Annotated in this window: 21 protein-coding genes; 11 read left to right on the forward strand and 10 right to left on the reverse strand. The window is 40.4% G+C overall.

Translation table 11 applies throughout. The annotated features are described in order from the left end of the window. Positions 1 to 52 precede the first annotated feature (52 nt). Positions 53 to 673: a LysE family translocator gene (locus SPEA_RS09805; RefSeq protein ID WP_012155112.1), complete on the reverse strand. Its 621-nt coding sequence runs from the start codon at positions 671 to 673 to the stop codon at positions 53 to 55. 1141 nt (positions 674 to 1814) lie between these two features. Here SPEA_RS09805 and SPEA_RS09815 point away from each other — a divergent pair. The 3 genes from SPEA_RS09815 (at position 1815) to SPEA_RS09825 (ending at position 6286) form a co-directional block, all read left to right on the forward strand. Beyond that, positions 1815 to 2630 (forward strand): restriction endonuclease, encoded by an 816-nt coding sequence (locus SPEA_RS09815; RefSeq protein WP_012155113.1) that lies wholly within the window; start codon positions 1815 to 1817, stop codon positions 2628 to 2630. 171 nt (positions 2631 to 2801) lie between these two features. Then, positions 2802 to 4454 carry an ATP-binding protein gene (locus SPEA_RS09820; RefSeq protein ID WP_012155114.1) on the forward strand — a complete coding sequence of 551 codons (1653 nt, stop codon included), beginning with the start codon at positions 2802 to 2804 and terminating at the stop codon, positions 4452 to 4454. Beyond that, positions 4451 to 6286 carry an AAA family ATPase gene (locus SPEA_RS09825; protein WP_041410912.1) on the forward strand — a complete coding sequence of 612 codons (1836 nt, stop codon included), beginning with the start codon at positions 4451 to 4453 and terminating at the stop codon, positions 6284 to 6286. Before SPEA_RS09820 ends, SPEA_RS09825 begins: the two co-directional genes overlap by 4 nt. A gap of 807 nt (positions 6287 to 7093) precedes the next feature. On the opposite strand, the gene hppD is transcribed toward SPEA_RS09825, so the two are convergent. Both hppD and SPEA_RS09835 read right to left on the reverse strand, forming a co-directional pair. After that, positions 7094 to 8134 (reverse strand): 4-hydroxyphenylpyruvate dioxygenase, encoded by a 1041-nt coding sequence (hppD, locus tag SPEA_RS09830; protein WP_012155116.1) that lies wholly within the window; start codon positions 8132 to 8134, stop codon positions 7094 to 7096. An 89-nt stretch (positions 8135 to 8223) separates the two neighbouring features. Continuing rightward, entirely contained in the window at positions 8224 to 9384 is a 1161-nt protein-coding gene (locus SPEA_RS09835) for a homogentisate 1,2-dioxygenase (protein ID WP_012155117.1), read from the reverse strand. Between the two features lie 155 nt (positions 9385 to 9539). On the opposite strand from SPEA_RS09835, the gene SPEA_RS09840 reads away from it, so the two are divergent. Then, entirely contained in the window at positions 9540 to 10439 is a 900-nt protein-coding gene (locus SPEA_RS09840) for a LysR family transcriptional regulator (protein ID WP_012155118.1), read from the forward strand. Between the two features lie 401 nt (positions 10440 to 10840). Continuing rightward, the gene (locus tag SPEA_RS09845; RefSeq protein ID WP_012155119.1) at positions 10841 to 11200 is read left to right on the forward strand and encodes a DUF6508 domain-containing protein; all 360 of its coding nucleotides are present in this window, start codon (positions 10841 to 10843) and stop codon (positions 11198 to 11200) included. A 152-nt stretch (positions 11201 to 11352) separates the two neighbouring features. Here SPEA_RS09845 and SPEA_RS09850 read toward each other — a convergent pair whose 3' ends face one another. Both SPEA_RS09850 and SPEA_RS09855 read right to left on the reverse strand, forming a co-directional pair. Further along, positions 11353 to 12345, reverse strand: a complete 993-nt coding sequence (locus SPEA_RS09850) for a cytochrome-c peroxidase (protein WP_012155120.1) — start codon at positions 12343 to 12345, stop codon at positions 11353 to 11355. Between the two features lie 253 nt (positions 12346 to 12598). Continuing rightward, entirely contained in the window at positions 12599 to 12829 is a 231-nt protein-coding gene (locus SPEA_RS09855) for a PGPGW domain-containing protein (RefSeq protein ID WP_012155121.1), read from the reverse strand. Positions 12830 to 13166: 337 nt separating this feature from the next. Here SPEA_RS09855 and SPEA_RS09860 point away from each other — a divergent pair, with 337 nt between their 5' ends. After that, the gene (locus SPEA_RS09860) at positions 13167 to 13880 is read left to right on the forward strand and encodes a substrate-binding periplasmic protein (protein WP_049767962.1); all 714 of its coding nucleotides are present in this window, start codon (positions 13167 to 13169) and stop codon (positions 13878 to 13880) included. A 147-nt stretch (positions 13881 to 14027) separates the two neighbouring features. Further along, positions 14028 to 14870, forward strand: a complete 843-nt coding sequence (locus tag SPEA_RS09865; RefSeq protein WP_223296583.1) for an alpha/beta fold hydrolase — start codon at positions 14028 to 14030, stop codon at positions 14868 to 14870. A 9-nt stretch (positions 14871 to 14879) separates the two neighbouring features. Here the strand turns inward: SPEA_RS09865 and SPEA_RS09870 are convergent, their stop codons facing one another. Continuing rightward, positions 14880 to 15287, reverse strand: coding sequence for a YccF domain-containing protein (locus SPEA_RS09870; protein WP_012155124.1), 408 nt, complete (start codon positions 15285 to 15287; stop codon positions 14880 to 14882). Between the two features lie 377 nt (positions 15288 to 15664). On the opposite strand from SPEA_RS09870, the gene SPEA_RS09875 reads away from it, so the two are divergent. The 3 genes from SPEA_RS09875 to SPEA_RS23080 all read left to right on the forward strand — a co-directional run bounded on the left by SPEA_RS09875 (position 15665) and on the right by SPEA_RS23080 (position 17109). Further along, positions 15665 to 16582, forward strand: coding sequence for a pyridoxal-phosphate dependent enzyme (locus SPEA_RS09875; protein WP_012155125.1), 918 nt, complete (start codon positions 15665 to 15667; stop codon positions 16580 to 16582). A 21-nt stretch (positions 16583 to 16603) separates the two neighbouring features. Continuing rightward, the gene (locus tag SPEA_RS23255; RefSeq protein ID WP_012155126.1) at positions 16604 to 16747 is read left to right on the forward strand and encodes a hypothetical protein; all 144 of its coding nucleotides are present in this window, start codon (positions 16604 to 16606) and stop codon (positions 16745 to 16747) included. A 194-nt stretch (positions 16748 to 16941) separates the two neighbouring features. Continuing rightward, positions 16942 to 17109 (forward strand): hypothetical protein, encoded by a 168-nt coding sequence (locus tag SPEA_RS23080; protein ID WP_190272101.1) that lies wholly within the window; start codon positions 16942 to 16944, stop codon positions 17107 to 17109. A gap of 207 nt (positions 17110 to 17316) precedes the next feature. Here the strand turns inward: SPEA_RS23080 and SPEA_RS22960 are convergent, their stop codons facing one another. Continuing rightward, positions 17317 to 17490: a hypothetical protein gene (locus SPEA_RS22960; protein WP_012155127.1), complete on the reverse strand. Its 174-nt coding sequence runs from the start codon at positions 17488 to 17490 to the stop codon at positions 17317 to 17319. 504 nt (positions 17491 to 17994) lie between these two features. On the opposite strand from SPEA_RS22960, the gene SPEA_RS09880 reads away from it, so the two are divergent. Continuing rightward, on the forward strand, positions 17995 to 18885 hold the full coding sequence (locus SPEA_RS09880; RefSeq protein ID WP_012155128.1) for a hypothetical protein: 891 nt from the start codon (positions 17995 to 17997) through the stop codon (positions 18883 to 18885). Between the two features lie 367 nt (positions 18886 to 19252). On the opposite strand, the gene SPEA_RS09885 is transcribed toward SPEA_RS09880, so the two are convergent. The 3 genes from SPEA_RS09885 to SPEA_RS09895 form a co-directional block, all read right to left on the reverse strand. Beyond that, positions 19253 to 19765: a hypothetical protein gene (locus SPEA_RS09885; RefSeq protein ID WP_041411437.1), complete on the reverse strand. Its 513-nt coding sequence runs from the start codon at positions 19763 to 19765 to the stop codon at positions 19253 to 19255. Positions 19766 to 19904: 139 nt separating this feature from the next. Beyond that, positions 19905 to 20762 (reverse strand): phage exclusion protein Lit family protein, encoded by an 858-nt coding sequence (locus SPEA_RS09890; RefSeq protein ID WP_150102220.1) that lies wholly within the window; start codon positions 20760 to 20762, stop codon positions 19905 to 19907. A gap of 150 nt (positions 20763 to 20912) precedes the next feature. After that, positions 20913 to 21695, reverse strand: a complete 783-nt coding sequence (locus tag SPEA_RS09895) for a hypothetical protein (protein WP_012155131.1) — start codon at positions 21693 to 21695, stop codon at positions 20913 to 20915. Between the last annotated feature and the right edge of the window lie 76 nt (positions 21696 to 21771).

Consider the following 21771-nt stretch of genomic DNA (forward strand, 5'->3'; position numbering starts at 1 on the left):
ATCTACCTTTTTAAGTTTAGTTCTATAACGTTCATATCTACAAAGAGGTACTTTAGCCCATTGCTAGCCAGAATCCTACACCTAGCATTAGGCTGCCAGCAATACGGTTCATCCACTTGATATTATCGCCACGGCTTAAGAATATTCTCAGACTCTTACCACCAGCGGCATAAGCCATCATACTGATGAACTCGGTGAAAAGAATGATACTGACAAGGGTGATAAGCTGTGGAGCCACATCACGCTCAACGCTAATAAATGGCGGCAATAAAGAGACCATAAACGCCCACCCCTTAGGATTGGCGATTGCTGTGAAAAAACCTTGAGAGATAAGTTCAAGGTTACTGACGCGAGATATTTGCTGACCTTCGACAATGGCCATTTTGCCTTTCGAACGCCACATATTGACACCGATATAGCATAAGTAGATCCCGCCTACCCATTTGAGCACGGAAAACAGTTCCGGGTAATTTAGCATGATGCTAGCAACCCCCATCACCGCAGCGACCGCCACTAAGGCAACACCTACAAGCTCGCCCAGCATCATCCACAGGGTGCGGCGAAATCCAATACTCATGCCTAGCGTCATCGCTAACGTCATGCACATGCCTGGCGTGATAGAGACAAAAAAGAAGGTCGGAAGAAATACAGCTAATAAAGTTAAATCTGGCATTTTTATATAAGTGAAACAGGTAAACAGGAAAAGGCGCACAGTGTAGAGAAGAAGTGACAGCTAGGATAGGGGGGCAAGAAAAGAAAAACCAGCCTGACGGCGGCTTTACACCAAAATGAGTTGGCCTTCGAATGAAGGCTGGTTACATTTTTCTTTGTATCGTTGCTATGGGATAGCCCGTTTGAACTTGTAGCTAAGTAGCTATTAATCGCCTCCAGCGGGGAATGTGCAGATACTTCTGCGAGACGCTGCAAGTACAACCCTGTAGCTCTGCGATGACATCCCTGTCATCGAAGCCCGCAGCTGTATCTACACTTGATAATTGGAGTAATCATTAGGTTGTAGAGTTTGAGTTTCTAACTAGGAAATGCCCCAAAGTTGGTTAGCCTTCGAATGAAAGCTTATTACATTTTCTCTGAGCTGTGGCTATGGGTAAGTGTGTTCTGCCTTGATGCTTCATGGTTATCAATCGCCTGCAGCGGGCGTATGTGCAGACACTGCTGCGAGACGCTGTGAATATGTCCCTATACGCTCTGCGGTTTCATCCATGAAACCGAAGCCCGCAGCCGTATCTGCACAGGATAATTGGTGCCCTTTTTTAGCTTCGTTATTTTGGTTCTAACTTGGAAATGCCCCAAAGTTGGTTAGCCTTGGAATGAAGGCTGATTACATTTATTTTTGGATTGGTGTTACTAAGTAGTGCGTTTGAACCTTTAAGTTCATGGTTATTAATCGCCTCCAGCGGGGTATGTGCAGATACTGCCGTGACACGCAGCAAGTCCGTCCCTGGAAGCTCGGCCATGACGTCCATGTCATGGACGGTCACGGCCGCATCTACACTGGATAATTGGAGCCTTCTTTTGGTCGTGGTGGTTCAATTTCTAAATTGAAAATGCCCCTTTGTGTGTTACTGGCGATAAGCAGTAATGATAAGTAGCAAGCCAGTTGACCTACTTTTGCTAATCGATATGTGACTGTTACTGACTACTTTAGATAAGACATCAATATCAATGCTCACTTTCATTTTTTTGTGCTCGTTTATTCAGCGCGCCTCTGATAGAGTTCTTGTAAATCAATAGCTTTCCTTTAGCAAGGCTTAAGTAGTAGGTTTGTTAAATATCATGTTCATTAGGAGGTTAATTTGGAACTTTGTGAAACTTCAAAAGATTATGAGTTACTAACCCAAAAGATATATAAAGCTATATTGGAGTCAGAAGGCGTCGAAAATCTTGAAGTAAAGCATGATGAGAAAGTTCGAGGTAAGTCTGGAGTAGAGCATCAAATTGATGTTTTTTGGGAGTATAAGTATGCAGGAGTGAGCCATAAGGTACTTATTGAATGTAAGTATTATTCTAAAGCGGTCTCTCTTATTCATGCTAGAAATATGCTCGGGCTATTAAATGACATTCCAAATAGTCAAGGCTTACTGGTAACGACCCAAGGATTTCAATCTGGCGTTATCGACTTCTGCAACCACTATGAAATAAAATTGAAGCGAATTAGACCACCTAAAGGTTCTGATTGGGATGGCTGCATTCAAATTGTGAATGTCAATGGTGTATTATATCAAAATCAATATTTGAACTTAGGTTTTTCCTTTGATGCTAGAGATGAGGGAACGAAGGCTTTCGTTGAGAACAACGGGAAGGAAATATCATTTAATGCATATGATGTGACCGTTGAAGACGAAGGTGAAAAATATTTTATTGGTAAGTGGTTAGATAAAAAAATTGTTTCTAATCTCGCTGAATTGGGCACACAAAGAGAGGAAGTAATCGAACCTGAGGACGCACATGTCATTTTATCTTCCGGTGATAAATTAAAACTACGTAATGTAAAAGTTCTTTGGGAACTAACAAAGCAAGATTTATCCTTATCAGTCGACGCTATGGATTTCGTACATGCTGTTTTAGAAGATTTTGGTTCAGGTGAAGTGGAATACACTTTAAACAAATAAACATAGCAAAAAAACACTGGGTTGGTACGTTTCACTCTACAGTTTTGGTATGGATTTCCATGCACTTTGTAGTTAATCGTATCGCAACTTATATAGGCGTTAAATGACCTTGCGCAACGTCACTTCACTCTAGTATAAAATACTCTGATAAATCAATAAGGAAGTTATAAATTGACAACAACATTAAGAGAACAAGCTTTAAAATTCGGTAGAATTAAAGAAGTTGACGGTAGCTCAATTATTCTTCACGCTGAGTTTTTAGAACGTGAATTTGAAGCTGTAAAACATTGTGCTGAGGTTGGTGCTTATGTTAATTGTGGCGGTGCGCACGGCAATACAATTTGTACTATCAGTAAGGTGCAAATCACAGAGGTTGAAAAAACGAAAAGAGCCACTGATGGCTTCGAGATCGTTAGAGAAGAAAGAAAAGTTGTAACCCTTTCAATTTTAGGGTGTGCAGTAGCAGGTAAATTCAGTAGAGGTGTTAAACGCCTCCCTACGATCAATTGTGAAACATATTTTCTAAGCAGCAATCAAGTAAACCAATTGATCGGTATAGACATAGAAGAAGACCAAGAGCACTTTTGTGTCACGGATGAAAGCGATGACAATCAGACGTACTTAAATCTCGATAAACTCATGGGGCGTCATACTGCAATTCTGGGTACAACAGGAAGCGGAAAAAGTTGTACAGTTGCATCTATAGTCCAATCTATTTTGTCTAGTTATGAATGTCCTCGTATGCTTTTTTTTGATATTCACAATGAATATCCATCAGCATTTGGCTACAACGAAGACACACCGAATACAAATTTTAAAAATAGGACAAATGCTATTCCTTGGAACGATTTTACACTCCCGTATTGGTTTTTAGATTTAGAAGAGTTTATTGGCGTTTATAATCTCGATTTAGGATCTAATCAGAAAGCTATTATAAAGAAACTAATCACTAAATTAAAAGTCGCTGAAGTAAAAAAGCAGGATATTAAAAAGATTGTTGTTTCGGCGGATACACCTGTGTTCTTTAATATTGACACACTGGTAAGTGAGATAGATGAAGAGAAAGAATCACAATCTACAGCCGCAAAGAAAGCTCCATATGAAAGTTTAACTTTGAAACTACAAGCTATTCGTCAAGATACAAGATATTCATTCCTACACAGTAAAATTGACTCTGAAACTTCAATAGCTGAGTATTTTGAATTTATTTTAGGGTTAGCAAAAAATGAAAGTTATCTTAATATACTTGATTTAAGTGGCTTACCAGCTGAAGTAAGAGCTGTGTGTGTAGGGGTTATATCAAGACTATGTTTTGATTTCAAATATTGGGATTTAGATCCTGAAAATATCCCTCTAAACTTAATCTTAGAAGAAGCACACACCTATATCCCAGAAGATAGTGATTTAAAGTTCAATATTTCAAAAGAGCGGGTTGAAAGAATTGCTAAAGAAGGCAGAAAATATGGTATTGGTTTGACGGTCGTAACTCAACGACCATCCAATGTTTCTACTACAGTATTATCTCAATGTGGTACGTACATAGCACTCCGACTTACCAATGACCTTGACCAAAATAAGATTAAGAGATTATTGCCTGATACATTGGCTGGTCAAGTAGATTTCTTACCCAGCCTTCGAGATGGTGAGGCATTCGTTTCTGGGGATTCAATTAATTTACCAAGAAAAGTTCAATTTCGAGTTCCTAACCCAATGCCTAGAAGTAATGATGTTAGGTACCATAAATCTTGGACGATAGGAAAGCCTAGCAATTTTTCACTAAAGGAATTAGTTGACTCTTGGCATAAACAGGATAAATCTAAGTGAAAATTGATTCTATAAAGCTTTGTGGCTGGCGCTCATATGACTTAAATGGTATCCATATAGAGGGTTTGAAGTCAATGAACCTAATAATTGGGCCAAATAACTCTGGGAAATCTAATTTAGCCAAATATTTTTATTACTTAAAAAGTATAGCGTCGGAAGAATTATCTAAAGGTGGGGCCATTTCAGTGGCAACTGAACTTGATGAAAGTCAGACATGGAGTTGGAAAAAAGAAAAAATAGCCTGCGAGATTTTACTTTCAAGCGATAATGCATTTATAGATGAATCTAAGGCTTCATATAAAGTAAGTGAGCATCAGATTGCTCTTTCTTGTTGTCATGATGTTATCGCAAACACATCAGTTTTAAACATGAAGGTTGGAGGGAAACCAATTTTCAATGACAGTAATTTAATTTGTTCTGATCTAGAGAGCGAAAAGTGGGTTGACCCAACCGACGACATAGCAGGGTTTAACGATAACAATTTTTATTGGAATCATTTCTTAAACTCAATGGTATTTGTTGATCCAATTCGTCACCACTCTAGAAATTCAGATAATTCTCAAAGCTACTATTTTGATGGTGCCTTAATCATTAAGGAGCTTAACAAGCTAAGAGTTGATAAAGCAAACCCGTCATATTGGGCTGGTTATAAAAAACAAATTAAAGATTGGTTAACCGACATACTATCTGAAGTGGTAATTAATATCGACATTGTTGAAAATGAATTACGTCTTGAGTTTCAATCAGGCTTAACCTTTTCACTCGATGAGTTAGGAACAGGTGTTTCTCAAATTGTAATGTTGCTTTCACACCTTTGGATCAATAAAGATGTTCATTTAAATGTCTTTTTAGAAGAACCAGAAGCTAACTTGCATCCTGAATCAGTGGTTAAACTTGTCAATATATTCGAAAAAGAATTAGTGAACCATAGGTTTTTTATCACTACTCACTCACCTTCGCTAATTGACTGTATTAATGATAACTGGGCTGTGTACAGAACTTTAAAATCACAAAATGGGGCAAGTTCAATTACCCCAAATGACAATATAATCAAACACTACGAAACATTAGATGCGTTGGGAGTAAAAGCATCTCAAATCCTTCAAGCCAATACCGTACTCTGGGTTGAAGGACCCAGTGACAGAATTTATTTGAAAAAGTTGATTGATATATTTTCAGATGGTGAATTGCAAGAGGGGAAAGACTATTCCTTCTTATATTTTGGAGGTACAAACCTAGCATCTTTCACTGTTCTTGATGATTTGGATCAGAATCTGATCAATATTTTAAGCACAAGCAGAAAAGCTTATTTGATAACTGATTCTGATTGTTCTTCACAAACAAGCCGAGATAGCGAGACTTTTAAAACTTATTTAAGCTCTATGCTAGGTAGAGTTCAAGCTGCTAATGCTGACAATACAGGTTTAGATTCATCTGTAGAAGATTATGTAAAAGTTTGGATTACGGAAGGTCGTGAAATTGAAAATTATATCTGTAAGGACTTGTTATTTGGGGTTTTAACGGAGCAAGGATTCAAACGTGAGTCGATCGGTAAAGGTGAAGAACGAAAGGAGCTGGAATTAACTATTACTCAATCATCTGATTTTATTTTTGAAAAGTTTAATTCATTCGACAAAGCTATTTCCGATTATTATCAATATCAAGATCAAACTCTGCTTGATGAATCGACAATTAAAAACATCGCTTTAAGTTATGCAAATAAGAAAGTTCCGATTGCGAAAGCAATAGTTAAAAAATTAACAAAGACTCATTGCTCAATACTTGATCTAGAAAGTCAGATGGAACATTTGGTTGCGTTTATTAATAAATAACATAATCGGTATAGGCCATTTAATCAGGTAGTCGGAGGTATCTAGCCTCCTCACCACAGGGCGGTCCATTTAGAACACCTAACTAAACTTTCTGGTTAGCTTCTTATTTCGAGAGTGAGCTGCGCTCAATTAATTAGTGAACATAATCCCGCTTTCTTAAGATAGTCATTACTTATGATGATGTGAAGCGTAAGTTTTAGAGCTTAAGCACTAATCCGTTTATGTCCAAAAGTGAGTTAAGAGAGCTTTACACCTTTAGTCATCAACTGAAAAGCTAGTAGATCATACTAGGCTAACAGAAAACACCTATTCCCCATCGAAGTTGCCGAAGGTATTGAAGTCAATCGCGTGAGCGAGGCAGGATGCCGAGGTAGCCTTAGTAGAGCCATGGACGGCGATTCTGAGGCGATAGCGATTGTCGAAAATAATTGAGGCTCGTATCTAATGCATGTAACTTCGTCGGGGCGTCATGGTGGATGCAAGGAGGATAAGGACGAGCAGTCCTCCTTCTGGGGTGTGGGCGAAGCGCCACGACTTTTATCAAGCACCCTTGATTGCTTAAAACGCTTTAGAGGTTTTCGAACTAAAAGCTTTAAGTCACTTTTGCCCAGAAACAAGTCAGCTAATGCAGAATGTATCGTATAAGCATAACTTTTTAAAAAGCTCGAATCTCACCTCGAAGGTCGACGCTTTCACGAAGAACAAGAAGAACACAAAGAATGCCAAGGTAAAGAGTCTACTAGACCTTGGTTGTTGCTTTTCTCCGTGAGCTTCGTGTCCTCTGTGGTGAATTGCTTTATCTACTATTTAAAGCACGCCACGGCGCTTTTGATCACGCTCAATCGACTCAAACAGTGCGGTAAAGTTACCTTCACCGAAGCCGAGATTATTTTTACGCTGGATGATCTCGATAAAAATTGGCCCAAAAAGATTCTTAGTAAAGATCTGCAGTAGGTAACCATCTTCATCGCCGTCGACCAGAATTTGGTGATGCTTAATGCGGTCACGATCTTCGGTTACCTGTGGCAACTTGTCGAAAATGGTGTCGTAATACTCAGGAATAATATCTAAGGTTTGAATCGATGTGCCTTCCATCGCATCGAGTGAACCAACAATATCGCGGCTTCTAAAGGCAAGGTGCTGTACACCTGGACCGTCGTATTCACGTAAGTATTCATCAATCTGATTTTTGTCGTTGCCTTTACCTTCGTTGATCGGAATACAGAAGCTGCCATCGGGTGAGCGCAGCGCGTAAGAGATAAGCGCGGTTTGCGAGCCTTTAATGTCAAAGTAACGCACTTCGGTAAAGCCAAAGATATCTTTATAGAAATTTGACCAGTACTCCATGGTGCCTTTGTAGACATTGTTGGTAAGGTGGTCGACTTCGATAAAGCCTTTCTCCTCAACAATAACTTGCTCGTCTAGATCGTCAAAATCTGTGGCATAGATATTATCGTTTTCGCCGAAGGTATCGATAAAGTAAATTAAGCTATCGCCAATGCCATAAATTGCAGGGTAAGGCATATCTTTTGCTGCATCATCTGCAGGTTTTGCACCACGAGCAACGGCATTTTCGAACGCAAATTGGGCGTCTTCTACACGCCAGCCCATTGAACATATTGCCGGACCATGGCTCTTGGCAAACTCTGCTGAAAACCCTTTACGTTCGGTATTCAATAGAAAGTTAATATCGTTTTGTTTGTAGTACAAAATCTCTTTGGACTTTGACTTTTTCAACAATGAAAAGCCGAAATCAATAAAGACCTGATGCATAAAGTCTTGTTCGGGTGTTGCAAACTCAGTGAATTCGATACCGAGTAGACCCAGTGGGTTTTGTTCGCTTGCCATTGTTATATCCTCTGTCAATTTGTTGCTACATACCAGCCACTCTGTCGATGGCTTCTGATGATGGCTTAAAGTCTTGAAAAATCGTTTTGTTAGCTTTCAATCCAAGAGCGGTTGTAGTCGTTACTCATGCAATGCTTTACATGTTCCGTTAGTTTCAGTGGGGCGAAGGTATCGACCATCACTGCGTATTCGTAAGTTTCTGTTTTGCCAATTGAGGCCTCCGTGCGGCCCGGTTGCGGCCCGTGAGGCACACCTTTTTGGTGTAGGGTCATGAAGCCTGCTTCTATGCCCGTACGGCTCATAAAGTCACCGTCGACGTAATACAGCACTTCGTCACTGTCGATATTGCTGTGATAGTAAGGTGCGGGTATCGATTCTGGATGGAAGTCATAGGGGCGCGGCACAAAGTTACAGATCACAAAGTTGTGAGCGCTAAACACTATGTGGTCAGACGGCGGTAGGTGGATTTTGCCTACCTTAGGTGCGTACTCTTGAATATTGAAGGCCCAAGGGTACACACAGCCGTCCCAGCCCACTAAATCATATGGGTGCCACTCAAGTGATGTCAGTTGATACTTATCGCCAAATTTGCAGATAAGCGGGAAGTCGCCTTTCTCTACGATGGCGTCTTCTAGCTCAGGTGTACGAATGTCACGTTCGCAATAAGGAGCTGATTCAAGCATCTGGCCATATTCATTACGAAAATGCTTTGGTACTTCCACCATGGATGAAGACTCGATAACAAATAATCTGACATTGCTATAGTCATCAAATTTTAGCTGGTAAGTGGTGCCGCGAGGGATCACTAAGTAGTCCCACTTTTTCACTGCAAGTGCACCGTATTCACTGTAAAGGGTGCCTTGGCCCTCGTGAACGAACACTACTTCATCTGCGTAGGCGTTACGGTAGAATTCATCACACTCTTCGCTGACCTTTGCCGTGTACATGGCGACATCATTATTAAAGAATATCTTGTTACGGCTACTAAAAAAGTTGCCACCGCAATCAGCTTGCTTGGTATCTAACTTATAGTTTTGTACTAATGAGTCTTGCCAGTCTTCGCCATGAGACAAGCTATAGGGGCTCACTGCTAATGCCTTGGTTGGCATGTTGTGATGGTACTTATTGGAATAGATGTTGGAAAAGCCATGGGTGGAGAATAGCTCTTCACGGTAGAGCTCTCCATTGTCTTTTTTAAAGGTGATATGGCGCTTAGCGGGCACAATACCTTGCTTCACATAAGATGGCATATTCGCTTTCCTTCGGCGCTCAAGCGCACGCATTAAAATAATAATGTGATCTAGGTTCAATTTAGTTGCTTGAATGAACAAAAAAAAGAATAATAATTAGCCTAACTTAATCATATTTTTAGATGGTAATTTATTGTTTACGTCGGAGGGGCTAAATGCGTATTGATGTTGATGCTTTTAAAGTGCTGCAAGTGTTAGTTGAAGAAGGCAGCTTTGCTAAGGCAGCCGAGCGCCTTCACAAGGCACAATCAGCGGTGAGCTACCAAGTTAAAAAGCTTGAGCAGCATCTAGGTGTAAACCTTTTTTGTCGGGATCAGTATCGAGCAGAGTTAACCCCTGAGGGAAAAGTTATCTTGGCCGAGGGACAAAGGTTACTGCAGTATCTGGCAAATATTGAACATCTAGCCAGCCGATTTAGCGAAGGCTGGGAGCCTAAGCTTGAAATTATCATCGACGGGGCATTGCCGATGAAACCTATTATGAGAGCATTGAAGCGACTTTCTGAGCAACAGATCCCTACTAAAGTGCAGCTTAATATGGAGTTTCTTGGAGGCGTTCAAGATAGGTTCGAGCGAGACAGTGCCGATCTTATGTTGGTAAAAGACTATCGTACTGGCCCAAGTTACCGTCCTCAGGCTTTACCGCCGATCACCAGTGTTTTAGTCGTCAGCGCAGAGCATCCGCTTGCTCAAGAAAAGCGGCTCAGTTTATTTGAGTTACAGCAACATGTGGAGCTAACCATTGAAGACTCATCGCCTGATAAACACTACCGTGACGAGTTACAGTTTGGTGGCGATAAGGTGTTCTACCTTTCAGGTTTTATCATGAAGAAGAATGCACTTTTGATGGGGCTAGGTTTTGGCTGGATGCCAGACTTTCTAATCGAAAAAGAGCTTAGTAGTGGCGAATTAGTCGAAGTGGACTTTAGCGGAGGTAATCGCTATAGCTTCACTCCTCAACTGGTTTCAACCATGGAGCGGCCTCTTGGGCGAGCGGGACGTTTGTTCACTGAATTGGTAATGGAAGAGTGTAGGAGTGAGACTAACTTAGTTTAACTTAACCTTAGTTTAGTTTAGTTTAGTTTAGTTTAGTTTAGTTTAGTTTAGTTTAGTTTAGTTTAGTTTAGTTTAGTTTAGCGAGCCATTGCAGATTGCATGGAGAAATGCGATACGGTTTTTATTTTGCAATGTATTCTGACAGGAGTTTGAGCCACCAGCCCCTGTAATTCACTTCTGTTTATCTCTGCTCAACTATAGCCAAGATCATTTAAGAGTATTAACTCACTGAGATTACGCTTTATAGGGCGCATCTGTTTGTTAAGTTTGGGTTCAGTCTCCTTCAATTAGAATGAGCTTATCAAAACTTGGTACAGCAAATGCAACCTTAACAGTATGGCCCATAGGGCTGCAATTGAAGTTAAAGGCACTCAGGTACCAAGGTTAGCTGGAGGTTTAAGATGAATAACTCTACTTTACAAGGTTACGTGGCGAGCCTATACACTCAGTACGCGAAGGATCTTAAATTAGGTGAGCATTATGTTTCAGATAAGCGCTTGCAAGAGTTTGTTAGCGAGCTAGAAATTAGCGGTATTTTGTTAGCACAGTTTAACTGGGATGAATGGTATCAAAATAGCCATTTAGTGGACCGCCCTGAGTATATCGCCGATGCATCATTCTATGAATGTCAGTTACTGTTAACGGCAATGGCGCGCCTCGATAGGTTCAGTCCTGGCATATTAAGTAATATGCGATGCCAAGGGGTATTAATTGCCATTCTAGAGCGCTTTCAAACCCTTTATTATAAGCAAGCCGTTTGAAAAGATAATGTTATGTGATGCTATAAATTGAAAGCAGCTAAACTGATTAGCTTAGGCAGAAGAGCTTAAACAAAAGAGCTTAGACACAAGAACTTAAACAGAAAGAGCCGCATTTAGCGGCTCTTTCTGTTTACTGATGATACAAGCTTGATTTAGTCCTCGAAAGGAACAGGGCGGGGCGTGTTCTTGTTCGATGGCGGTAGGATAGGCAGCACGATTTGTGGTTGCTCACCAGTTAGAGAGTTGAGGAATGCCACCATCTCTTTCACTTCTTTATCCGACAGTTTTTGCCCAAGCTGAATGTCAGCCATGGTGTTAACCGCTTCTTCGAGATCCCAAACACTGCCGTCGTGGAAGTACGGATAGGTCAGCTCGATGTTACGTAGCGTAGGCACTTTGAATACAAACTTATCGGCTTCCTTACCTGTCACGCCTTTTCTGCCAGTCGCTGGATTATTTGTATGGAATGGCTTAACCAGTCCCATCTTCATATACATGGTGCCGCCCACTGCTGGGCCGTTATGACAGCTCACGCAGCCTTTGTCTTTAAACAATTGATAACCGGCCTTAGCTTGGTCGCTAATCGCAGCTTTGTCACCTTGAAGATACAGATCGAATGGTGCATTCGGAGTGACTAAGGTTTTTTCAAACTCAGCAATCGCATCGGTGATCATATCGATGCTGACTTCTTTCGAGTCATAGACTTTTTCGAAGCGTGCTTGATACGCAGGCATAGAGCGTACGGTATCGACAGCTAACTCATGACTAAAGCCCATCTCTTTCGGGTTGGCAATCGGCCCACCTGCTTGTTCTTTAAGATCTTTAGCTCGGCCATCCCAGAACTGTGCTAGGCCATATTCGGCATTTAGCACGGTTGGAGAGTTAATAGGGCCTTCTTGCCAGTTATGACCAATAGATGTTGGCAGTGCATCCACGCCACCGGTAGATAAGTTGTGGCAAGAGTTACAAGAAATGAAGCCTGATTTTGATAATCTTGGTTCAAAGAATAACATCTTTCCAAGTTCTACTTTCTCATGGTTAGTGATAACCGCCGCAGGGATGATTTCAATAGGTTCGTTAGCGGCATTTACACCGACAGATAATGTCGAAAGTAGCGCGATGGACAGTAAACTAAGCTTATTCATAATGGCCTCAAGTAAACATTGCAGTTTGTAGGGTTAATTTATGAGGCAATAATAATGAGCTTTTGAATAATAATATAACGCTTTGTTTCGATTAAGACTATCGTGGATTTGGATTGATTTTTTGCGATAAAGATCGCAGACAGCCTACCTAATGATAGGTAGGTTGGGCTTAGGGTAAAGTTCTACTGCTTGTCTTAATTGATATAAGCGTTCAATCGAGATAAAGAACGGTTAACATGATCCAAGTAGCTAACTATTTTCTACTCAATCTACGAAGTAAAATCTTTCTATCTATCCAGCGAGCGGTTTTACTCATATGAGCTTGGCTTTTTTTAAGCCAACGGCGTGCCCATGAATACTCTAAGCTGAGAACTGCTAGCCCGATAGGGAGTAATAACCAAGCGGGACCTGGAAGGACAAGTAATAATGCGCCTGCCAGTGTTAGGCTGGCACCAACAAGTGTAATAACTGCTTTTTTTATCATTTTGTTACCTTTTTCCTCGTTAGCGATTATTTCGACCTCTTATCAGTGTAAACCAAAGCAAAAGTAATCATTTGTGTTAATTGTAACAAAGACTCCTGCTCAATCATCTCGCTTAGATAGCGCAGACACCACGACAGATCTAGCTTGTAGGTTTGGTGTTATCACAGGTTTTGACTAAAATCTTGGGTAGGTTAAGTTAAAACTCTTACTGAGCGGCAAATATTCATTATCGGCTTTAGCAGTAAGTAAAAGGCGGTATGTGATCTCGGGTATAAGGCTGTTAAAGAAGTGCAGAGCAGTTTCAGTTAGCTTTTGTAGAAGGCTAGCAAGAGTTATCTTGTGCCTGTTTTTTATCCTCTTCTCTTGCAATATACATGCAGATACCCTGTATTTAACTTCATTGCATTGGCCGCCTTTCGCTGGAGAGCGGCTACAAAATCAGGGGGCTTGTATTGCTGTCACTAAGGCGGCACTCGAGGCTACTGGGCATACTGTTGTCGTTGACTTCTTTCCTTGGAGCCGTGCAGTAAGAATGGCGTCACGAAACGATTCTAAATACTTAGGTTACCTTCCAGAATATAGCTACCCCACAGATAAGTTTGTTTTCTCCCAGCCTATGGGGCGAAGTGTTTTAGGTCTGGTCGAACAAAAATCCTATCCTGTTAGCTGGACTCAGCAAAGTGATTTGAATCATTACACCATTGGCGTGGTTCAAGGGTACGTTAATACCCATGAGCTTGATGAGATGATGACTCAAGGAAGCCAGCCATATGAGGCCGTTGCATCAGATCTACATAACCTGAATAAGGTCGCTACGGGGCGAATCGATGCGGCGGTTATTGATGAGCATGTGCTGAAATATCTGCTCGCCCAGCCCAATATGGCGCATGTTAGGAATAAATTGCAGTTTAATAAGAAGTTATTAACTTACAAAGAGCTATTCGTTGCGTTTAAAAATAACAAAGAGGGACGCATGTGGCGAGACCGCTTCAATCAAGGATTGGCTCAAATAGACGTGCAACAGATCTTAGAACAAAATATGCAACGCTAGGTTGAACGAGTATGACTGGCAATGCTATTTGAGTAAATTGTTTCTCACTCAAGAATTTTGGACTGGTGAATTGTGAACTAAATTGTGGACTTAATTGTGAACTAATGGATTTCGCAGTCACTCCTCTCACAGAATGATATCGGAGTTATGATGGCTACTGTGGTGTTAATTCGAGGCTTGATGCGCGATAAACGTCACTGGCATAATTTTGCTGAGTTGCTGCAAAAAAGTCTATCTGACAGACATAGTGTTATTGCGTTAGATACCTTAGGTAATGGGGATTTGGTTAACAGCCTCAGTCCGTTAACCATCGATGAGTATGCCCGGGAGCTACTAGAGCGCTTAAACTACGATAGCAGTTACAATAACAGTAGCGATAACAGCGACGATAAGTATAACAACTGTTATTTGGTTGGGTTATCTATGGGGGGCATGATAGCGCTGCAGATGGCCAGCTTGCAGGAGCGAGCTTTAGGCTTAGCAAGTGATAAAAGTGATAAAAGTGATAAAAGTCATAACAGAATAAAATCTGTGGCGGTGATTAATGCTAGCGCCGCCAATCTATCTCCTTGGCATGAACGTTTTAGGTTTGGCGCTTTATTCACGGCGTTTAAACGTAGAATGAAAGGAGCAAACATCAGTGCTGTAGAGGCTTGTATTATTGCCTTAACCAGCTCAACTCAGCGGCAAAATATCAAGCTGGTCCTTAGCTGGAGTCAATATCGCGCTGTAGCATGCACGAGCTTATTCAATGGACTACGTCAGCTATGGGCTTGTAGACAGTTTATGAGCCCTGTAGCGCTATCTGTGCCAATCACTGTGCTATGTGGGAGAGAAGATAAACTGGTCAGCCCTGATTGCAGCAAAAAGCTTGCTCGATACTATCAAAGCAAGCTTATTGAATTTAACTTTGCTGGTCATGACTTAAGTTTAGATAGCCCTGAAAAGCTCTGTCAGGAGCTTATCGAGAGCTTCTCACTTAAACCTTAAACGTAAAAATTAAGCTTTTGCAACGACCGTTTGTCCGATAGGCGTTAGGCTCAAAATGGCTAACTTAAGGTGCTGTAGGGCAAATGGGATACCGATAATAGTCACTGCACAGGCTAATGCATGGGCGATATGACCGATTGCTAACCAAATACCAAAAAACAGGAACCAGATAATATTACCTAGCATACCAAAGCTGCCGGTTCCTATGTCTTCATTACCGGTCAATGTGCGCCTGTTGATAGAGTCTTGCCCGAAAGGCCAGAATGTCATTTCGCCTATGACAAAGCAGGCTCTGCCAAATGGGATCCCTATGATACTGATAAAGCAGAGTAGCCCTGCAAACCACCATGCGAGTCCCATCACAAATCCACCTAAAACAAACCAAGCAATATTAAACACTAAACGAAGAACTGCCATTAATGGCTCCTTATAATTTTCCATACAGGCTCTTAGCCTATTAGGTATAAGCTATTTTCGTGCCAATGTGTAACTCGTTGTATTTACAGTAATATGTTGTTTTAAACTTGTGTAAGGTAAGGTTTTTGACTAACAGTTAGTGATTTCAACACGATTATTAGTATTTTACATCCAAATCTGATCCTCACTTTCACTCTGTTGCGGCTAGGAACTTGCTGTCAGTCTCTTAATTGAATCAAATGATTACACTGAAAAAGGCTAAGGGTTTAGAATAGCGATATTGAAACTGATAGATAAATTATCGTTTAGCCAGTATTACAGAAACAGAAAATGAGTACGTAAAATTGAAACTAGACAAACATTTGAGTGAGTAGCCCGTGTTAGTGAATACCCCTGTAGAAAGCATCAATTTTAATGGCTGTCAGATCTATGTGAAGCGGGACGATCTATTAAGCGAAGCGTTTTCCGGCAACAAGGCGCGTAAATTTGCGTATTTTCTCGATAATGATGTTACCGGAAAGCGTGTATTAGTCGGTCATGGCTCACCTGTAGCAAATTCTCTTTACTCTATGTCTGCACTCGCAAAACTTAAAGGCTTACAGCTGGATTTCTATGTCGACCATATTGCTGAGCAAGTCTTGCTATCGACAGTGGGCAACTATGCCGCGGCGATTGCTAATGGTGCTAATGTTATCGATCTCTCGAAGGCTTCAGATAGACAAGAGTTAAGCTGCATTGAGTATATCGAGCAAAAAGTACTGCCACTGCGTGATGACTTGTTATTTGTGCCTGAAGGCGGGCGCTGTGAATATGCAAGATACGGTGTGCATAAGCTGGCGCAAGAAATTATAAACTGGGTTAGCGATGAAGAGCTAAGTGAGCTGCGAGTCTTTTTACCCTCAGGCACTGGCACGACAGCAGTGTTTCTCAGTGAATACCTTGTCTTACATGCACCTCATATCCAAGTGTTTACCTGCGCCTGTGTTGGGGACTCTGACTACCTTAAGCAGCAATTTACTTACCTAGTAGCAGATGACAGTTTTCATCCACAGATTGTTGAATTAGACAAGAAATACCATTTTGGTAAGTTGTATAAGCCTTTTTTCGATATGTATAAAAAGATCTGTGCTTCAGGTATTGAATTTGAACTGCTTTATGATCCCCTTGGATGGATGTGTGTCGAGAAGTTGCTAAACAGCGAGGCGAACGTACCTATGCTGTATATACATCAGGGCGGCTTACTGGGTAACGCGACTATGTTACCAAGATACCAACGTAAATATGGTAAAGAGTGAGCGGAGCAGGTTGATTTAACGTTGAAGTTTCCACTTGGCTGGATGTGCGTCGAGAAGTTGCTAACCAGCGATGCGAACGTCCCCATGCTGTATATACATCAAAGCGGCTTACCGGCTAACGCAACTATGCTACCTAGATACCAACGTAAATACGGTAAAGAGTGAGCAGAACTGGGTGATTTAACTTTGAAGTTTCCACTTGGCTGGATGTGCGTCGAGAAGTTGCTAACCAGCGATGCGAACGTCCCCATGCTGTATATACATTAAAGCGGCTTACTGGGTAGTGCGACAATGATACCAAGCTACCAATATACCAACGTAAATACGGTAAAGAGTGAGCAGAACAGGGTGATTTAACTTTGAAGTTTCCACTTGGCTGGATGTGCGTCGAGAAGTTGCTAAATAGCGAAGCGAAAAAACCTATGCTTTATATACATCTGGGTGGCTTACTGGGTAATACGGCAATGATACCAAGCTATCAAGCTATCAAGCTATCAAGATACCAATATACCAATATACCAAAGTAAATACGGTTACGAGTGAGCATAATAGAATGATTTAACGGTGAAGTTTCCATTTGGTTAGGCTTAATACCTTTAGTGGTACTGCCTAACTCAAATGAATTGACTAAATAGCTGAGTAGATGTTTCAGTCCTATTCGTTTGTCTATAGAAGACAAACATTCGATACGAGTGAGAGGAGGTGTATCGAAGAGTCAGTTTTACTTTTATAGCTTATTTATTACCAGACAATAACCACTTCATAAATGATAGCGCTTCGGTACGCTTAGAAAATGTCTGTTTATTTTTGCCTCGACTGTCAGTAAAGGCGATTGATGTTTTGTTGACTGAAATTGAGTCTACTGGAAAGTTTACGGTAATTTCATGTCCATTTACTAGGTATGACATATGGTCACACTCCTTATATTTTTAGCCACCCATTATAGGTAGTGTTTTTTAACAATAAGATATCCTTAGCATTTTTGCGAAAGATGAATTTTAAGTTCCATGTGAGATTACTCATCTTTTTATGCTTATACAAGTCGCTTGTGTTCAATAAACGATGTAAATATGTATGCGACGTCGCAAAATTTACATAAAATCAAGCTATTTAAGTTAAGCATAAAGTTATGACAGTGAGATTACTGCCAATAAAGATGGTTGAACCTGTTGAGATAACGCTTATGTGGGGGATCAAACGACGAATCGTGGATTTTACCAAAAGGCGGAAATGACTATCTAAAAGGGTCTATCTTAAAAACTGCGCGAATTATATTCAGTAATAAATCAATGTCAATAGATTTTTGCTTATTATTATCTCAATAATTAGTTTAGTTTTGCGTTAGCAGTTTGTTAAAGTGTAGGCGGTGCAAGCCGTAACCCTAAGGGGACGTACTTTTGAATGGAGTCTTTATGCCGCGAATTTTCTATTTCTTCCTGCTACTAATCATGTTTTCTACCTCATTCTCATCCTATGCAACGGGGATAATATCGGTAGCGACTAAAACGCAGCAAACGACTGAAGAGTCGGAACCCCAGTTACCAAAGCAGGAGAGTTTTGACTATAAAGACAGTCTATTTCGAGATACTCCAAGAGGCACCCTTGCGGGGCTTTTTGAGGCTGCGTTTGAGCAAGACTATGACAAAGCCGCTAAGTATTTAGATCTACGATATCTCCCAGAAAGCATGGATGCAGAGCTTGGTCCTGAATACGCCAAACAGTTGATTGCAATTATTGAGCGTAATATTTGGGTTAATTTACAAGAGGTCGATGATACGCCGAGTGGCCGCAGTAATGACCAACTGCCAAATTATCGGGATGCCTTTGGTCGAGTCGAAGTCAAAGGTAGTGAAATCACCTTATTGCTGCAAAAGGTACCCAATAAAGAGTTAGGCTCTATTTGGAAGATCTCTAATGCAACCATTGCAAAAGTACCTCTGTTATACAGTGAATTGGGCTATGGGCCCGTAGTCGAATGGTTCGTACAGCACATTCCTCAAGGGCATTTATTCAAGTTAAATCTCTGGGAATGGGCGTTATTGGTTTGCTATCTAATATTGGCTTTGCTGGTGGTCATTCCTATTACTTGGGTGGCTAAGAAGCTGATATTGCGCAGTGATTATCAGTATAAAGAAGACGTTGCTCACCTTGTGATTGGACCCGCTCGTCTGCTTATAGCCTTGTTACTCGTAAAAGGTTGGATGGCGCATACCACGTTATCGGCAAACGTGATTGAAGTGGTTAATACTGGCGTTTTATTGTTAATCGCGGTGATTTGGTTTATCTGGTCTCTGGCAATCTAATCACATCTATCAAATCTCAATTAATGTTACACGTGTTGCCAGTAAAGGGTTTTACTGGTGTAACAAAAATATGACTTAAACTCATTGTCTCTCCATTCATATAACACCAATAAGTTAACTTTGTTACTAACTGTCGACTAACAATACAGTTTGATCAGATATGTACCTCTTTTAAGTTTCCCATAACGATATAAGCTTTAAAGTTTAATAATGTTGAGGCTCATTGATACTAACAAGGCTGCAACAAATGAATAAAGATTGATCAATCTCAGAAACGTGTTTGGACAGAAATTAGTTCGTGATAAAGCAGTCAAGATTATGAGTCTCATTAGGGAAAGTGGATATACGGTAACGCCTTGTTATGCGTTCACTCCCCAAGCACCCAATTTACTACGTTGTTTTGGTAATCCTTACTTGACTGTTGAAGCAAAGGCTCCTTGTTGAGCAGTGACAAAATTACAGAAATAGTGTAATCACCAGCAGCAACCTCTTGAATAAGTTGGATCACCTGAGATTTAAAGTTGCTCTCATCAATTTTTGTATCCAAGCACCCAGTTAAACCAATAGTTAAACTATGAGCTATTTCATTTCTCGCTTCTCTCGCAGCATGGAGGATATCTTTTACGGCATCAGCTATCGGAAGTGATTCAATATTTTTATATAGAACTCGGAATTTACCTATCAATTCTGTCGCATAAGCCTCGAATTCCTGTCTATCAACGACCATTACAAACGAGTTTTTTAGTTCAAGATATTTCGATGTATGATCGCACAAGTAATCAAAACGAGTTGCAACTATCAAACAACGTCCAAGTATTGCCTGTAGTTCTTCCGTATTTTCTGTAATTTCAAAATCATCTAAAAAGATATCTGGACTCACAATTTGCCCCTGACGCCGCATTAAGGTGTGAGCAACGCAACCACTGAACTTAACCATACCACTTTAAACACGAAACCCAACGATGGAATTAAAAATGCCAAGCTTTGGGAGTCACTCTTAAATGCTTGTTAGCTGAATTTTAACGCTTATTTACATTTATTTGATACAAAGCTTCTCCTAACATATCTGAGAAGTTCAGGTCGCTCATAGGAGCTATGTCTATTTTAGTCATAGATTGTAACGTCACGATACTCATTGCTTGACTGATTTCATCACCTATTTCAGAGTGTTGTGATAAGTTATCAAAAATACGATTACTCGCATCAGGATGAGTACCTTTAAAGCAAGATTTAGAATCTAGCTCTAAGCTCTGAATTGCTAACAATGCGATAGTTATACCAACAATACGTTTTTTTGATTCTGCTGCTATAGTAGAAGAACTTAGTATCCAATTGGTACTATATAAGTCAGCATCTTTTTCTTCTTGTATTGACAAGGTATTAATTTCTAGAGAACTATGACCTAACTCAATATGTGCAATTTCATGCCAAATAATCCATCCTAAAGCACAAAGGAATATTTCCGTTGCTACCTCCTGATCAATTTCCTCAACACTTATTAAAGCGCTAAAGTTTTTATTTGGGTCATAACTTTCCGCATATAGACTTTCTTTCAAATATTCAGTTAACTGACTTGTTCCAGCATAACCATTAATAGTTTCCAAGTCTAAGTTTTGTTCACCATTCAATTGTGCCTGAGCGTATGCTTGATAAAGTAACCAAGCTTTCAAACTAAACGTCCATAAATACTCCAAGCCGCCATAAGGGATCTTTATAACCTTTGTTTTTGTGTTAACACGAAAAGTAAAGCCTGACTCTTTCAAAAAAAGTAGCGAAAAGTCATGCTTGTTAGATAACTCCACTAGCTTACTTTCATTCTCAGGTGCAACTCGCGATGCAACTGCTGACATTAATTCAAAATGCTCTCTTGTAAACAATGTATTGCTTCCTCTGAACTATGCTAATTCTGCTAACGCCGCGTTAAGGTGTGAGCAAGCCACCACTTAACCTAACTATGCCACCTTAAATACGAAACCCAACGTGGAATGAAAAATACCATGCGTTGGGAATCTGTCTTAAACGCTTTGTTAAGTGCGATTACGAAGCTTGTCGAAAAGCTCTTTATCACGTTCTGTAAATTCTTTTCTTATTGAAACTGCGATCTTTTCAGCATCATTAGCGAAAGTATCAAGCTCTGTTTTAGTCATGACGGTTACTGAGGTCGAAACTCTTTCAGGATGATAAGAACTAAAATTGAAACAACTACGCTGTACTTCCTGAAGTTCCAACTCACCTGAGTCATTGAGAGAACATTCAAACAATGGAGAATCCACAACAATAACTGGAAAACAGTAGCACAACCTATCAGGCAAATCGTGAGTACGGTCTTGGATATAACCCAAACATGCTTTTATCACTCCAACAGCTGCACTATAGGCAGGATCATGATCACCTCCCATCGCTTGCCGAAAATCGTAGCCAGCATATTTTGACGTCTCTGTATAATCACGGATATGTTCCAACCCATGATCCATCAATTTGTCCACAAAAGCTTCTCTTCCTTTATCTGAAGCAATACAAAATGAATTTAGTCTGTGGTAACTATCTGACAATACTTCACCTTTGAGTACAACCCACGGTTTTTTAGAAGCTTTACATTCCATGACAAAAGAAACATCGGTTATGCCTGTGCTATTTTGGTCAATATGTATTGCCAATACATCGATTTCTCTGCCTTTGTCGCTATCATAATCTTTGTAACAATGAGATTGATACACATCAAAACTATGCTTTCTGAAACTAAGAGCTGTTTTCATTTCTAGCGGAAAGCCTGTCTTATTCATCCAGTCTAGAACTTTATTCGACAACATTTAATTATTTCCTCTTAGCAACTAACGCCCTCTTTGGGTATGAGTAACGCAATACCGCTACTTCCGCATACAACCT

Source organism: Shewanella pealeana ATCC 700345 (assembly GCF_000018285.1).
Lineage (GTDB): Bacteria > Pseudomonadota > Gammaproteobacteria > Enterobacterales > Shewanellaceae > Shewanella > Shewanella pealeana.